We start from the raw sequence: 14,480 nt of genomic DNA on the forward strand, positions 1-14,480 counted from the left end.
GTGCAGGATTTATCAAAAGCAAAGGGCGGGGCACCCTTTCGGATACCCCGCCCTCATGCTTGCCTGACGACTAACTGTTACTTACAGCCAGTTCACGCGCTCGGCCGGCCGGATGTAGATCGGCTCTTCGACCTGGATGCGCGCAACTTCCTTGCCAGACTTGTTGAAGCCTAGCACAGTGTCGTTGTACATCTCGAACCGCTTGCCGTGGATCTGGGTCTCGAACACCTTCGGACCCGGGATCACGTCATAGCGGAAGATGATCTGCTGGCTGGCGCGCCAGAGCTGCAGAACCGCGAGCAGCTCACGGCTGGGCACCAGGTACTTCTCGATCGCGTTGTCCACACCCGGGCCGAACATCTGGCGGGCATAGCCACGCGGGCTGTGCCGCGGTGGGATGTAGTAGCCGTTGGGCTCCGTGCCCCACTGTGGATAGAGCGGCAGGGCCACCTGTTCCACGCGGATCGTGTAGTACATCGGATGCCAGCGATCCTCCGCCCAGAGGCCGTCCTCCCCGATGCGGACCAGCGACTGCATGCGGATCTTGCCCACGCAGGCCGCCATGCAGCGGGTTTCCATCGGCTCGCCACCCGTCAAGGGATCTTTACCCTCGATGCGGGGATAGCAGGCGATGCACTTCTCCGAGACCCTCGTGGTCCCCCGGTACATCGGCTTCTTGTAGGGGCACTGCTCTACGCACTTCTTGTACCCGCGGCAGCGGTTCTGGTCGATGAGCACGATGCCATCCTCCGGCCGCTTGTAGATGGCCTTGCGGGGGCAGGCAGCCAGACAGCCGGGGTAGGTGCAGTGGTTGCAGATGCGCTGCAGGTAGAAGAAGAAGGTTTCGTGCTCGGGGAGCGAGCTACCCTGCATCTTCCACGGTTCATCGCGCGAGAAACCGGTCTTGTCGATGCCTTCCACCAAGGCGCGCATCGAAGTGGCCGTATCCTCGTAGATGTTCACAAACCGCCATTCCTGGTCGGTTGGGATGTAGCCGATCGCCGCCTGGCCCACCTTGGCGCCGCCGTCGAAGATCGTCATCCCTTCGAACACCCCGTAGGGGGCGTGATGCTTGCGGCCCACGCGGACGTTCCACACCTGGCCGCCCGGATTGACCTGCTCGATGAGCTGGGTGATCTTCACGTCGTAGAACTGCGGATACCCGCCGTAGGGCTTGGTCTCCACATTGTTCCACCACATGTACTCTTGGCCCTTGGAGAACAGCCACGTGGACTTGTCTGCCATGGAGCACGTCTGGCAGGCCAGACACCGGTTGATGTTGAAGACGAAGGCAAACTGCCACTTCGGATGCCGTTCCTCGTAGGGATACAGCATCTTCCGTCCCAGTTGCCAGTTATATACTTCAGGCATTGTGATTCCTCCTCGGTAATCGTTATCCGTTATTCGTTAAGCGACCACGATTGGCGTTTAACGAGTACCCTTACACCTTGATCTTGATGTGCTCACCCTTCAGCCACTTGATCATGAACTCGTTCTCCTGGCCCGGGGTGAAGCCCGTCCGCACCGGCTCCCACGGTCCGCGGGCGCCAATACCACCGTCTTCAGCCTTGGTGATCCGGATCAAGCATTCCTTCGGGACCGTGTTGATCGCGTGGTGGTCGACCTGATAGCCCCACTTGAACTTCCAGGCTACTGCATGCTTGCCCGGCAGTGAGTCGGTCTGGTGCATCGGCATCAACCAGTTCCGGGTAAAGGACTGTTGGGCCCCGTACCGGAAGTTCGACTGATAGCCCGTGTCCACCGCGATGGCGCGCCCATCGGGCCGCGTCTCGTGGCCCTTCACCGACTTGGCCGTCGCGACATAGGGTGCGTGCTTGGCCATCGTCACGTGATACGGATAGGCCGGGTTGTACTTGGCCCGGATCATCAGCCGCGCGACCTTGTAGTAGGGGTCGCTGGGCTTCCATCCGCGGTAGGGCCGGTCCACCGGGTTGCCGTCGACGTAGACGTAGTCGCCGTCGTTGATGCCCCGGTCCTTGGCCGCCTGCGGGTTGATGTGCAACTGGTGCTCGCCGACCCCCGGGGTCCGCTTGTCCATCCGGTACGGATCGCCAAAGTTCGACTCGTAGATCTGCACCCAGTCGTTCACCGACCACTGGCTGTGCACCCGGTGCCGGGTCTTGGGGGTCACGCAGTAGAACTGGTAGCCCTTCTCCCACAACGGGTTGCTGTGCCGCTTGATTTCCGCCCACGGCAGCTTGATGTTCCGCACCGTCTTGTCGTCATGGTGCTGCGCCGTGATCGGGATGCCGTAGTCGTCCGGCCGGACGTACGGGTTGGTTGTCAGGATCGCATTCGGCAGGTACGGCGTGGCCTCCGGGCCTTCGCGATGCGCCACGAAGTTCTCGCCGTACTCGATGGCTTCCGGCTCGATCCGGTAGTTCTCGTACCGGCCCGACCGGGTCCACATCGGCTTGCTCTCGTTCGTCTCCTCCCAGAAGGGATGCCGCGGATAGGTCCGCACCATCACCATCCAACCCTTCTCGCTCTTCAACATCGTGTCCGCGTTATAGCCATACATGGTTGAGCTGGCATCCAGCATGCGCTGCACATAGACGTCCACACGGTTGATGTACACCATGTGAAAGTAGTCCTTCATGCGCTGATCACCAGTGATCTCAGCCAGCTTGGCGGCCACGCCCGCGCCGGTGTCTAGGTCGTTCCGGGTGTCGTAGAGGGGCCGGATGCCGCCCTTCCAGACCTGTACCCATGGATTCGACACTGTCACCGTCATTTCTGGATAGGTGAACTCCATCCAGGAGTTGCAGGCAAAGGCGACGTCGTTGTGGTTCACGTCCGACGTCATCTCAATGTCCTGCGTGACCAGCATCTCAATGTTTGGATCCACGTTGCGCACCATATCGTAGTGGTGCTTAGCATTATTGAGTACGTTCACGTTGGCCACCCAGCGCGTCTTGCTCGGGGTTGGCATGTGGGTTTTGCCGGTGAACACCTTACGTCCGTACTTCGGGGTGTTGACGATCAGCGCCGTGTCACCATGGTTCCAGTACCCGACTTCCTCACCATAATAGTAGGACTTGGTCTTAATTTCCTTGCCGTGCGCGTTTGGATCCTTGGTGATGTTGAACGGATCCTCACCGGTATGCACACCGAGACCACCGCCCGACCAGGGGGTCGCCGTCCAGACACCCGCTTTGTAGTTGCCGGCCCAGGTATGCTGGCCGGTGCCAAACTTGCCCACGTTGCCGGTGATGATCAATACCATCGCCGCCGCCCGGGCAAAAATCGTCTGATGGAAGTAGTGGCAGGTGCCTTCCCCGTTGTGAATGGCGGCCGGCTTGATCGTGCCGCTATCCCGCGCCCACCGGACGATGAGGTCCTTCGGGCAGCGGTTTACTTGATGCACCGTATCCAGATCGTAATCCTGGAAGTGCACGAGGTACATCTGCCAAACCGGCATGACGTCCACCTCGCGGCCGTTGAGTAGCTTGACGCGGTAGCTACCCGTGAGGGCTGCATCGATGCCGCTATTGGTATAGTGCCATCCTACTTGCTCGCGGTGCAGCGGCACCGCCTGATTCTTCGCCTGGTCCCAGACCATCATCCCACCCAAGCGCTCGATCTGTTCGGGCTTCAGCGTCTGCACCCGCCCCGAGTAGCTCTTGGAGAAATCCGGAAGTTGATAGCCCTGAATAACATCCCTTGGATCCAGGTATTGCAGTGTGTCCGTGCGCACCAGAATCGGGCTATCCGTGTAGCCCTTCAGGAAATCGGTATCGTGCATGTTCTCGTCGATGATGATCTTCATCGCCCCGCAGAACAGCGCGCCGTCGGATTCCGGCCGCACCGGCATCCAGTAGTCCGCGCGATAGGCCGTCGGGTTGTACTCCGGCGTGATGACGACCACGCGAGCACCGCGCTCGATGCACTCCAGTTTCCAGTGCGCTTCCGGCATCTTGTTCTCGACAAAGTTTTTGCCCCAGCTCGTGTTGAGCTTGGAGAAGCGCATGTCGGAGAGATCGATATCGGAGCCCTGGGCGCCCGACCACCATGGATGCGCCGGGTTCTGGTCGCCGTGCCAGGTGTAGTTCGACCAATACCGACCACCCTGCGCTTGATTTTGGTCTACTTTGCGGATCCACGTGTCCAGCAGCGCGCCAACACCACCGTTAAACCGGGTGATACCCATCTTTCCGATGATGCCGAGCACAGGCATGCCGGCACGGAATTTCATTGTCCGGGTCCCTGCACCTTTCATCATTTCAATCATCTCTGGCGCATAACCCTGCTCGCGCAGCCTCCGCGCACCCGCCTCACCGCTGTACCGCTGCCCGATGACTACAAACGCCTTGGCGATATAGGTGAAGGCCGTATCCCAGGACACGCGCATCATGTCGTCCAGGAAGCGCGCGTTGAACTTATACTTGTTCTTGACCTCCGGGGTCAGCTCCGGCGAGCCGGCATCCATCCACTCCTTCCAGCCTTTGCGCATCAACGGGCCCTTCAAGCGATAGGGGCCATACACGCGCCGGTGGAAGGTGAACCCCTTCAAGCACATGCGCGGGTTATGGGCAAACGTCCCGCGGTTGCCGTAGAGATCTTCATAGGTCTGGTGGTCGTAGTTCTGTTCAACCCGCATAACCACGCCGTTGCGGACAAATGCACGAATGCGACAGGCATGCGTGTCATTCGGCGAGCAGCACCACGTGAAGGATGAGTCATAGCGATACTGGTCATGATAGACCCGCTCCCATGACCGGTCTGGATAATCGCCGAGGGGGTTGCCCACCTCGATCACCGGCTGCAGTGCGGTCAGGGCCAGTGCCTTGTCGGCAATCGCGGCTGCGGCGACCGTTCCTGCGGAGACCTTCAAAAATTGACGCCGTGACAGAAACATTGTGCCTACCTCCTACGTTAAAAAACTACCTAACCGTGGCTCTTCGAATTGACTTGTTTGCATTACGCAATAACATAATGGCACACGGTAATAAGCAATATCTGAACCAAGGTTTCATTTGAATTTCAGCTTTCGAATATTCTCATTTAAGTCATTGAATATTAAAATAAATTAGATGATTTAGCATTCTTTTTTTGCTGCGCCTTGAGTTTGCCGTTTGATCCGATTTGGTGTCTTTATTTATACTGAGAATCGTCGTAGTATTTAAAATCATCAATAAATCAACTTTTTACACGCTTTATGACGATTGCTACGAAATAGTAACATACTTCCCATGTGTAACTTTGGATCACTGCGTATTTCGAGAATCTTGGCGTTCGGTACATATTTCATGTAATTGTTTTTGTGATTTTGGGTTTGCTTTGGCTCGTATGAGTACTGCGTTTGCACCAAGCGCCTTGTCTTGACAGTGGGATACTGTCCCAGTACAATCCGCCACCTTCAGGGTTTCTGAGAAGGGCGGGAATAGCTCAGTGGTAGAGCATCGCCTTGCCAAGGCGAGGGTCGCGGGTTCAAATCCCGTTTCCCGCTCCATTTTTAGGCCGTATGGCCCCTCCAAATCAACCGACAGTTGTGCATAAGTCTGCCTAGAGTATGAGCAGCGCTGAGCCCCTTGCAAAAACCATTATCTACTGGGAACGGGAGTATTCAACCGCCTTTCCGCCTGAACGCCTGAAGCTCGATTTCGCCCCTCATCGCCCGCTCATGTCTCAGATGAGCCTCGACGAACAACGTTCGTTGGCAGGCGGCGGCTACAAAGTCATCCCGGACGACTGCGGACCCGTTCGAACGGTGGGGCAATACGGATGGTTGATCCGCTCACCCGCTGATTGCAAAATTCGCCGGACCGCTGATGGGGTGAAGTGGCAGGCCCCGCCCATTCTACCTGAGGAGCGAATACTTGGTTTCAAATCCTTTTCTGGAACTTACATTGATTTAATTCTAAACAGCGGTTTTCCCAAGTTGTGTTGCGGCATCCGTTTTTATTACCCCAAACATGTTGGCATGATGATGAAAGACATACCCAACCATTTTTATCATCTGCCGGAGCGAACGTTTTTCGTCTGGGAGGGAGTCAAAACGCAGGAGTATAAAACTACGCCCAACCCCTACGACTTTCTGTCTGACTACGACGCCTTCACTACGAACTTTCTTCTGCAATTGACCAAACCTACTACGATCAAACGGGGCGACCCGATCGGCATCGTCGTGCCCATCATGCTGCCGAAACAGTTCGCGCTAGAAGAGCTCACGCATCCGTCACGCTGAATGGCAGGGCTGAAAATTGATCAGTATCGTTTGGGGACTGCACAAACCCGGGCCGGCCGATGTTGGGCGCAGGGAAGCGTTTCTGGAAGAGTGATTCTGCGGGACGGCCCTACTGCCCCTCATCCCTCAAAATGGAAACCCGGCCGCTGGCGAGGCCGGCAGGAAAGCGAAAAAAGTCTACCGGCTGCCCCCGGGACCGTCAATTTCACTTCGCCCTGCGCGAGGGTTGGCTGTCTACCCTTCGGGCACCAGAATCAAGCACCAGGGCGGCGTCTCCTCGACCATGTTCTTGAACCGGCGGGCGGTGGAACTGGCTGGCATCTCAGGAAAGACGGCGCCGCGGCGGATTTCCACGGAACGGAAGCGATAGGTTCCTGCTGGGCCCAGCACGCGGGGCAGAGCGGATCGCAAGGCCATGATGTTGGCCAACTGTACGGATTCGCCCTCAGGCAACGCCATCAGCTGGGAATGAATGGGGCCAAACGTTTTCGCGAGCACGGCTGGAGCAAAGACCGTGTCAGCCGGCCGCATGGCCGGGTTATCTACCAGTTGCGAGAGCACTTCCCAAAAGACTTCACTGTCCACAGCAGCTAGCACGCAGAGTTCGCCGCGCTGCGCCATGACTTCCAGCAAGGCCAGCGGGCCGCGAATCTCAAATTTCCACGGTGGAAACAACAGGGCCCGTCCGCGATGTAGCACTTCGAGTGCGTCTTCATTGCCTTCACGCACGAGCTTGAACCCCCCCTTGGTCTGTCGTAAGTAGCAATCGATCACCGGCTTAGACAATCGTGTCGGTTCCAGCGCAAACGTCGGCGTGGCTGGCGCATGACAGGTGACAACGGTGTAGCGGGGGAGCAATTCAGGCAATGGGGCAAGCATGTCCATGCCGCCCCAAAATTGAAATTCAAGCCCCTTGGCCTGTTGCCACCGTCCGAGTCGACCCGGGTCCGCGTGCAACGGCCCACCAAACATTGAACCGGGTTTGAGCCGGTCCACTCCATGCAAAATAAGGGAAGCGTTGCGCGCCTGTAGGCGCGGCAAATACTGCACGGCCAGCTCATCGAGAAACGACAGATCGCCCGCACCCAGATCTAGCAGCGACGGGGCAGCGTTCTGCAACAACAGGTCATACGGATTGCGGTGTTGCCGTAGAAATTCCTCAATGGCTTGCGGAGAGTGCGTCATCGCGGCGCAGCCTAACGTCCGCTTCGGCACGCGTCAAGCCATCCCAAGTTGCCTGTTTCCTTCCAGAGAATCGTCAGGTACAATGGGCAGCGTGTTTCATGCAGGAGGATCGCATGGCCGACGAACCCGTCATTGCGCAACGCACGCCGTATATCTTGGAGATCGGTCCTGGCAAGTTTTATTGGTGCCGTTGCGGCAAATCGAAGAACCAGCCCTTCTGCGACGGCTCGCACACCGGCACATCATTCTCACCCATGGAAGTGGAATTGACCGAAAAGAAGCGGGTCGCCTTCTGCGGGTGCAAGCACACGAAGAAGCCGCCATACTGCGACGGCTACCACTCCAGGCTGTAGTAGCCTGAAAGGGTTGTGTATAAAAGTTACGGCCGAGGCCCTTCTTCTGCCTGCTTTCCCTGAACTTCAGCCTAATTTTTTTAGTGCTCCGTCATGAACCACCCGGCGATGGAGAGTCGTCGGTTCTCACCGGCTAATTGATCCACCCGCGCCACGCGGTGAAACCGCGGCACCGTGAAGAATACGACGCTACCGGGCGTGGGCATGATGCAGTGCGACGCCGTGAGCACCGAACGGTTGCCAGTGCCTTGAGCTTGATTATAGACAATGAGTTCACCACCCCAATCAGGCTCCCACGTCGCGTGAAAATAGGCCACCATTGCGATGCGGCGCGTCGGCTTCACTGTGCCGGTCAGTGCATAGGCGTCATCCGTATCGTCGTGGGTAGGTAAACAGTCCCCGGCCGCGTAGGAATAGTAACTGAACGACAGCTGTCGCCCCTTAATGCTCGGAAACGACTCCATATACGAAGCCAGGCAGGGCAGGGAGAGGCGGTCCAAGAGTTTCGCGCCCTCCGGACCGGCGATCGGTGCCTTGGCCCAGTTACCCGCGTTGGGAAACGCCCGCGCCACAGCGGGCATCTCGCTGAGCGAAGTCCACGACTGGCGGTTCATCGCCGCCCGCCATTCAGTCAGCTCCGTCTGCGACCAGACGTCTTCCAGAATCAGCACCGGATCCTTGTGGAAGGAAAACGATTGCGGGTGGAAGTCGCGAAACCGTGCGCGCAAGTGCGATGGGGTCCAAATGACTCGAGTTGATTGAACAGTCTCGTAAATAATTGTATGGAGGCCCTGCTGGAAAGTCAACCGAGGTGCGGCTTCCATCAATTCCTTGTCTCCCTGACTCTGCGCAGCACTGGCGCGCTGTCCGTCATTTGAAAGCAGCCGACCCCGTCATGCGAAGAAGTCATTGAGACGCTGACGACTATCCGGGGCATCGGCCGCTGGACGGCGAAATGTTTTTGATGTTTTCGTTAAATCGACGGGATGTCCTGCCTGTGGAGGGTCTCGGTATCAACAAGGCGATCCAGAAGGCCTACGGATTCCGCGTGCTGCCGAAGCCGGCGACGATGAAACGCATTGGTCGCCCCTGGCATTCCCACGAAACGATCGCCTACGGGTATCTCTGGAGAAGTTTGTGATGACGGTGCGCTCAGGAGGGTTCCGGCTTTGCGGTAAGCTTCATCACCAATACATAGAGCGCACTGAGCATCAGTGCGAATCCGCCGATGAGCCAGGATCGTTGCCGCAGGATCTGCACTAATAAGGATGGGTCATTGATCAGCTCCGGCTGGTCGCCCAGAAGATTTCCGCCGAACCAGGCCAGGACCCAGCACCAGAGACTCGCTCCTATAATAGTCATGGCACTGTAGAGGCCGAAGGGCATGCGGACGAGGCCGGCCGGAATGCCGATCAGATGCCGCACGACCGGCATGAGTCGCGCAAAAAAGACGCTGCCGGCCTCGTAGCGCGCCAGCCAGCGTTCTGCGCGCAGCACCTTGTCTTCCGGACAGAAGACCAGATAGCCGTATGTCACGAGTAGGGGCCGGCCCAGCCACCGCGCCGCCCAGTAGGTGGCCGCCGCGCCGAGATAACTGCCCAGCGTGCCGGCTAGGACAACTCCCCAAAAATCATAGCGGCCCTGCGCTGCCCAATAGGCGGCGGGCGGGATCACAATTTCACTGGGAATTGGCACGATGGAGCTTTCCAGGGCCATCAAGATAATGATGCCTGGGTAGCCCCAGTCATGCACCCACTGAAACCAAATCCCGACCCACTGCGCCATGCCGTTTTTCCGTATCTCCAAGGAGGTGTGTGGATTGTACTCGCTGAATAACCCGCCCGCTACAAAAAGTTCTTGCTTGATCCGACGGGAGTTCAGTAGAATCCGACCCATCGGTATGGCTGGTTTCCCGAGCCAGAACTTTTAAGGGGAGGGGTGGTTCAATGAGCAGAATTCTCGCAGCGATGGCAGTGGTGCTGCTGAGCGTATCCCAGGCTCTGGCCAATGAGCCCAAGGGCGGCGCGCCGGACTACAGTGGCGTTACGGGTCTCTACTATACGATTATTGCGCTGATCCTCGGCTACGGCGTCTACGATACGTTCTTCAAGAAGAGCTGATCCTCTTGCTTCGCTAGCACCTTCACGTGTCTCCTGTCCGGATTCACCCCGGACAGGGGTTCGGACGTCGTCCCGCTTCGCTCATCAGCCCAGTTTCTACAGCAGGGGCTTCAGCGCGTCGAAGATGTGGTCCGCAATAATGCGGTACCCCGCGTTGGTTGGATGGATGCCGTCGGCCTGGTTCAGTGCTTCTTGGGCGGCAACCCCGTCCAGAAAAAACGGCATGAGTGGGATGCGATATTTCTTTGCCACAACGGGAAATACCGCAGCAAAACGCTCCGTATACTCCTTCCCAAAATTCGGCGGCAGTTTCATGCCCGCCAGCACGACCGTCACGCCGGCCGACTGCAACCGGTGCACAATAGTTTCAAGATTAGCTTGTGTCTGCGCTGGATCGATCCCCCGCAGACCGTCGTTGGCGCCCAGTTCCACAATCACAATGGCCGGCTTACTGTTCAACGCCCACTCGACCCGCCGGACGCCACCTGCCGTTGTATCCCCGCTGACGCCAGCATTGATCACGCGATAGCGATAGCCGGCTGCCTCCAGGCGCCGCTGAAGTTGCGCCGGATAGGTCTCCTCGGGCGACACCCCCAGACCGGCGGTAAGACTGTCCCCGAACGCGACAATCTTCGGACGATCTTCGCGCACGGCGGCGGTGCTGCGCCCCGGCTGGCTCGTCACGTCGGTGCCCATCCGCTGCCCAAACCCGTCGCGGGGCGGGCCAGACGACGAGGATGCCGACTCGGACGCCGGCTCACATCCGAGGAGCCCCGCCAGCAGAATCAGCCTGGCGACAAAGCCAGAATATGAAAGAAAGGGAACGGCACCGATCATGCTAATATAATACTGGTCTGCCTCCATGACGTCCAATGTGAGCGTACGATGATCGCGGTTCGCAACCTGACCATGCGCCTACGCGGCGGGGGCCGGGCCGTCACGATTTTGGATAACCTCTCACTGGACATTCCAGCCAAGCAGATGGTCGCCATCGTTGGCCCGTCTGGGAGCGGCAAGTCTACGCTGCTGGGCTTGATCGCCGGCCTTGATAAACCGACCTCCGGCTCGATCATGCTGGACGGTGTGGACCTCACCGGCCTGTCCGAACGCGCTCTGGCCCGTGTCCGCCGGCAGACAATCGGCTACATTTTCCAGTCGTTTCATCTGATTCCTACGCTGACCGCCGCGGAGAACGTCGCCGTCCCACTGGAATTGAACGGTGATCCCACTGCAGAGGAGCGCGCCCATGAACTGCTGGCCGCGGTGGGGCTCCGCGACCGATGCCACCACTATCCGGTGCAACTCTCCGGCGGGGAGCAACAACGCGTGGCCGTGGCGCGCGCCTTCGCCTGCCGGCCGCCCATCTTATTGGCCGATGAGCCGACCGGCAATCTGGATTCCGCCACCGGCCGCCAGGTCATCGACCTGCTGCTCGGGCTCAATCGAGACTACGGCAGTACCCTGCTCCTCGTCACACACGATAGGGCATTGGCTGCCCACGCCGAACGGATTGTGTCACTCCGCGATGGTCACATCGAGTCGGACCGGCCTTCGACGCGGACGTAACCGCCGTATGTCCATGACACGTACCACGCGTATCGTCCTGCTGCTCTCCGCCGCTGACCTTCTGTCGGTTTTGCCGACACAGGCCGCGATGACACCGGGCAGGGATTTCTGCGCCAATCCGCTACTGGCCGAACCGCGGGCAAAACTGCCCACCTGCAAGCATTACCAGAAGTGGCGCCCGATCGCGCGCGGCGATCTACCGACACTGCCTCAGCGGATCTGGCGACGACGCCTCGTCCTTGCCGAAGGGCCGCGATGACCGGCTTTCCCTTAAAGATGGCTTGGAGGGAATCGCGGTCCTCCTGGCGGCACTTTCTTCATTTCTTCGTCTGTATCGCACTAGGTGTCGGTGCGCTGGTCGGCGTGGCCCTGTTCTCGGCCAACGTCGAACGGGCGGTGACGCGCGAGGCGCGCGGCCTCATGGGCGGCGATCTGGAAATTCGTTTGTCGCGCCCTCTGAGCGAGAACGGGGAGGCGGTGCTGCGATCGCTCGCTGACCGCGGCACGGCCGTCGTGCACGTGAGCGAACTGGCTGGCATGGCCGCCGTGCCCGGCAGCAGCACATCGCGGCGGTCGCAACTGGTCGAGTTGAAGGCGGTCGAGACCGGCTATCCACTCTACGGACATCTTGTCGTTGAACCCGCTCATCCGCTCAGCGAATTACTCGTGCGCTCTGACTGCCCTTCACTTCACGTTTCTCGTTTCACATCACGCGGCCTTTGCTACGGCGCTGTCGTGCAGGAATCGCTGCTCATCCAATTGGGTCTACATCTCGGCGACCGTTTCACGGTCGGCGACGCCTCGTTCGTCATCACTGGTGTTCTGCGCAAGGAACCGGATCGTCTGGCCGGTCCCTTCAGCCTGGGCCCGCGCGTCATGATCTCGCACGAAGGGCTGGCAGCGGCCGAGCTCATCAAACCCGGCAGCCGCGTGCGCGAACGCCATCTCCTTAAGCTGCCACCTGAGCGGCCGCTGCCGCCGCTTGTCGGCGAATTGCGCGGGCGGCTGTCGAAAGACTCCGTCCGCGTAGCGTCCTATCGGGATGCCCAGCCGCAACTCAAGCAGTTCCTCGACCAGCTCACACGGTACCTCGGCCTGATCGGTCTGACCGCACTCTTCATCGGCGGCATCGGCGTGGCCACCACGATCCGGGCGTTTCTGCGCGAGAAACTCCAGGTCATTGCCATCTTGAAAACCGTCGGTGCCGATTCGAACACGATCATCGGTACCTATTTGGTACAAGCGGGCATGCTTGGATTCCTTGGCAGTCTGGCCGGCGTGGCGCTGGGGGCCGGCGTGCAGGAGGTGCTGCCGCTGCTGATCGGCGGCTTGTTCGGGGCCGACCTCATGGCGCAACTGGATTTTTCGACGTCATTGTCGTGGTCCTCAATATGGCCCATGCTGAAGGGGCTTTTGATGGGCCTGCTGACGACTTCGCTGTTCACGTTCTGGCCCCTGCTGGGAATCCGCGATGTCCGGCCTGCGCGCATCTTCCGTGCAGACGTTCTTGCCTTCGAGCTTGAACGGACCTGGCATGAGCGGCTCGCGTCCGCTGACCGCGTACGCCTCCTGACCGCACTCGGGCTGGCCACCGGGCTGGCGGCAGTGGCCATCTGGCAGGCTGGCAATTGGCGGATCGGTCTACTCTTCATCGGTGCACTGATGGTCGCGGTGACTTTGTTGGCACTGACTGCCTGCGCGCTGGTCCGACTAATGGTGACGCTACCGCGAACTCGTTCACTCGCTGTCCGGCACGCCCTTGGCAATCTGCATCGGCCCGGCAGCCAGGCCATCGGCGTGATGGTGTCCATCGGTATCGGCGTCATGGTCATCGTCGCGGTCTCCCTGCTGGAGGGTGCGCTTGTGGTGCAGGTCGGGGAGAGCCGCCCCGTGAAATCCCCGTCCTTCTTTTTCATCGACATCCAGCCAGATCAACGCGACGGCCTCGTGAAACTGCTGCGCGACCGTACGCACGAGTCGTCGCTCACCACAACGCCGCTCTGCCGCTCGCGCCTGCATGCGATCAACGGTCAGCCGGTTGCTGCCCCTGAGGAAAGTGAGCACCGAGGGGACAAAGAGGACCGCCGCAAACACTGGTATCTGACCCGCGAATACGTCCTGACATTTCTCTCTGAGCTGCCGACGGACAATGTCGTCGTCAAAGGCGAGTGGTGGAAGCCCGACCAGCGGTTTTTGAAACCGCTAGTGTCGATTGAAGAAGATGCGGCGAAGAATCTTGGTCTCGATATCGGTTCGACTGTGTCGTTTGAAATTCAGGGTACGATGGTTGAAGCTGAGGTTAGTAGTATCCGCAAAGTGGCATGGGGAAACTTTACGACGAATTTCTACATGATCTTCTCACCTGGTGCATTGGACGGCGCGCCCTTGACCTACGTGGCCACGGTCAAGGTACCGCCGGAGCAGGAGGTGCCGCTGCAGCAGGCCGTCGTGGCAGCATTTCCGAACGTGACGGCGATCAATATCGGCGACGTGCTGGAGAACTTTGCAAAGATTCTGGATCGGCTGGCACTGGCGATCCGTGCGATTGCAGTCTTCTGCGTCCTGGCCGGCGCCATCGTCATGGCCGCCGCGCTCGCCGCCACGCGCTACCAACGGCTCTACGAATCTCTCGTGTTGAAGGCGTTGGGTGCGACACGCGGCCTCATCGCGCAGTCGTTCGCCATTGAATTCGTGTTGTTGGGCGCGGCAGCGGGATTGATCGGTACGGCGCTGGCAAGTTTGCTCTCGTGGACAGTGCTGAAATTTATTCTGGAAGATGCCTCGTGGACGCTTCAGCCGGGCGTGCTGGTTGGTGGCTTTCTTTTGACCGTGCTGCTCGCACTCGGCGTCGGCTTTCTCAGCACCTTCCGCTTTCTTGGCCAGAAACCACTGGCTGTGCTACGGCACGAATAGGCGATAACACCGGGCACATGGCGAGATTGAAACACGGACCCATGCCGGCGACATCCGTGACCGTAGGCACGACGATGCTGGCCGTTGGCGCTGGAACACCGTCCATCTTCTTGAGCGTGATCGGCGCCAGCGCTA

At 59.2% G+C, this 14,480-nt stretch carries 12 protein-coding genes and 1 tRNA gene; 7 read left to right on the forward strand and 6 right to left on the reverse strand.

Annotation, left to right across the window (positions count from 1 at the left end):
• Positions 1-81 precede the first annotated feature (81 nt).
• Both FJ248_03865 and FJ248_03870 read right to left on the reverse strand, forming a co-directional pair.
• Positions 82-1,371, reverse strand: coding sequence for a nitrate oxidoreductase subunit beta (locus FJ248_03865; protein MBM4120024.1), 1,290 nt, complete (start codon positions 1,369-1,371; stop codon positions 82-84).
• A 70-nt stretch (positions 1,372-1,441) separates the two neighbouring features.
• Complete coding sequence (locus FJ248_03870) at positions 1,442-4,879, reverse strand: twin-arginine translocation signal domain-containing protein (protein MBM4120025.1); 3,438 nt, start codon at positions 4,877-4,879, stop codon at positions 1,442-1,444.
• 519 nt (positions 4,880-5,398) lie between these two features.
• Between FJ248_03870 and FJ248_03875 the strand changes: the two genes are divergently transcribed.
• Both FJ248_03875 and FJ248_03880 read left to right on the forward strand, forming a co-directional pair.
• Positions 5,399-5,473, forward strand: a tRNA-Gly gene (locus FJ248_03875).
• Between the two features lie 60 nt (positions 5,474-5,533).
• Positions 5,534-6,208 carry a hypothetical protein gene (locus tag FJ248_03880; protein MBM4120026.1) on the forward strand — a complete coding sequence of 225 codons (675 nt, stop codon included), beginning with the start codon at positions 5,534-5,536 and terminating at the stop codon, positions 6,206-6,208.
• A 234-nt stretch (positions 6,209-6,442) separates the two neighbouring features.
• On the opposite strand, the gene FJ248_03885 is transcribed toward FJ248_03880, so the two are convergent.
• A complete protein-coding gene (locus FJ248_03885) occupies positions 6,443-7,393 on the reverse strand; it encodes a hypothetical protein (GenBank protein ID MBM4120027.1) in 951 nt (316 codons plus the stop codon).
• A gap of 113 nt (positions 7,394-7,506) precedes the next feature.
• Between FJ248_03885 and FJ248_03890 the strand changes: the two genes are divergently transcribed.
• A complete protein-coding gene (locus tag FJ248_03890) occupies positions 7,507-7,746 on the forward strand; it encodes a CDGSH iron-sulfur domain-containing protein (GenBank protein MBM4120028.1) in 240 nt (79 codons plus the stop codon).
• Between the two features lie 80 nt (positions 7,747-7,826).
• Here FJ248_03890 and FJ248_03895 read toward each other — a convergent pair whose 3' ends face one another.
• Positions 7,827-8,570 (reverse strand): hypothetical protein, encoded by a 744-nt coding sequence (locus FJ248_03895; protein MBM4120029.1) that lies wholly within the window; start codon positions 8,568-8,570, stop codon positions 7,827-7,829.
• A 131-nt stretch (positions 8,571-8,701) separates the two neighbouring features.
• Here FJ248_03895 and FJ248_03900 point away from each other — a divergent pair, with 131 nt between their 5' ends.
• A complete protein-coding gene (locus tag FJ248_03900; protein ID MBM4120030.1) occupies positions 8,702-8,887 on the forward strand; it encodes a hypothetical protein in 186 nt (61 codons plus the stop codon).
• 11 nt (positions 8,888-8,898) lie between these two features.
• Here the strand turns inward: FJ248_03900 and FJ248_03905 are convergent, their stop codons facing one another.
• Positions 8,899-9,531 carry a DedA family protein gene (locus FJ248_03905; protein MBM4120031.1) on the reverse strand — a complete coding sequence of 211 codons (633 nt, stop codon included), beginning with the start codon at positions 9,529-9,531 and terminating at the stop codon, positions 8,899-8,901.
• A gap of 431 nt (positions 9,532-9,962) precedes the next feature.
• Positions 9,963-10,562, reverse strand: a complete 600-nt coding sequence (locus tag FJ248_03910) for an arylesterase (GenBank protein MBM4120032.1) — start codon at positions 10,560-10,562, stop codon at positions 9,963-9,965.
• Positions 10,563-10,751: 189 nt separating this feature from the next.
• Here FJ248_03910 and FJ248_03915 point away from each other — a divergent pair, with 189 nt between their 5' ends.
• From FJ248_03915 to FJ248_03925, 3 genes are read left to right on the forward strand one after another with little or no spacing between them, the layout of a single operon-like run.
• Complete coding sequence (locus FJ248_03915; GenBank protein MBM4120033.1) at positions 10,752-11,432, forward strand: ABC transporter ATP-binding protein; 681 nt, start codon at positions 10,752-10,754, stop codon at positions 11,430-11,432.
• 13 nt (positions 11,433-11,445) lie between these two features.
• On the forward strand, positions 11,446-11,691 hold the full coding sequence (locus FJ248_03920; GenBank protein ID MBM4120034.1) for a hypothetical protein: 246 nt from the start codon (positions 11,446-11,448) through the stop codon (positions 11,689-11,691).
• Positions 11,688-14,345: an FtsX-like permease family protein gene (locus FJ248_03925; protein ID MBM4120035.1), complete on the forward strand. Its 2,658-nt coding sequence runs from the start codon at positions 11,688-11,690 to the stop codon at positions 14,343-14,345. The genes FJ248_03920 and FJ248_03925 overlap by 4 nt, the downstream gene beginning before the upstream one ends.
• Positions 14,346-14,480 lie beyond the last annotated feature (135 nt).

The sequence above is a fragment of the Nitrospira sp. genome, from assembly GCA_016873435.1.
In the GTDB taxonomy this organism is placed as follows: Bacteria; Nitrospirota; Nitrospiria; order Nitrospirales; family Nitrospiraceae; genus VGXF01.

Bases quoted from the DNA above. Each gene is read 5' to 3' on its own strand.
- FJ248_03895 (MBM4120029.1), bottom strand. From the start codon at position 8,570: ATGGAAGCCGCACCTCGGTTGACTTTCCAGCAGGGCCTCCATACAATT.
- FJ248_03865 (MBM4120024.1), bottom strand. From the start codon at position 1,371: ATGCCTGAAGTATATAACTGGCAACTGGGACGGAAGATGCTGTATCCC.
- FJ248_03925 (MBM4120035.1), top strand. From the start codon at position 11,688: ATGACCGGCTTTCCCTTAAAGATGGCTTGGAGGGAATCGCGGTCCTCC.
- FJ248_03885 (MBM4120027.1), bottom strand. From the start codon at position 7,393: ATGACGCACTCTCCGCAAGCCATTGAGGAATTTCTACGGCAACACCGC.
- FJ248_03905 (MBM4120031.1), bottom strand. From the start codon at position 9,531: ATGGCGCAGTGGGTCGGGATTTGGTTTCAGTGGGTGCATGACTGGGGC.
- FJ248_03915 (MBM4120033.1), top strand. From the start codon at position 10,752: ATGATCGCGGTTCGCAACCTGACCATGCGCCTACGCGGCGGGGGCCGG.
- FJ248_03870 (MBM4120025.1), bottom strand. From the start codon at position 4,879: ATGTTTCTGTCACGGCGTCAATTTTTGAAGGTCTCCGCAGGAACGGTC.
- FJ248_03920 (MBM4120034.1), top strand. From the start codon at position 11,446: ATGACACGTACCACGCGTATCGTCCTGCTGCTCTCCGCCGCTGACCTT.
- FJ248_03880 (MBM4120026.1), top strand. From the start codon at position 5,534: ATGAGCAGCGCTGAGCCCCTTGCAAAAACCATTATCTACTGGGAACGG.
- FJ248_03890 (MBM4120028.1), top strand. From the start codon at position 7,507: ATGGCCGACGAACCCGTCATTGCGCAACGCACGCCGTATATCTTGGAG.
- FJ248_03900 (MBM4120030.1), top strand. From the start codon at position 8,702: ATGTTTTTGATGTTTTCGTTAAATCGACGGGATGTCCTGCCTGTGGAG.
- FJ248_03910 (MBM4120032.1), bottom strand. From the start codon at position 10,562: ATGGGCACCGACGTGACGAGCCAGCCGGGGCGCAGCACCGCCGCCGTG.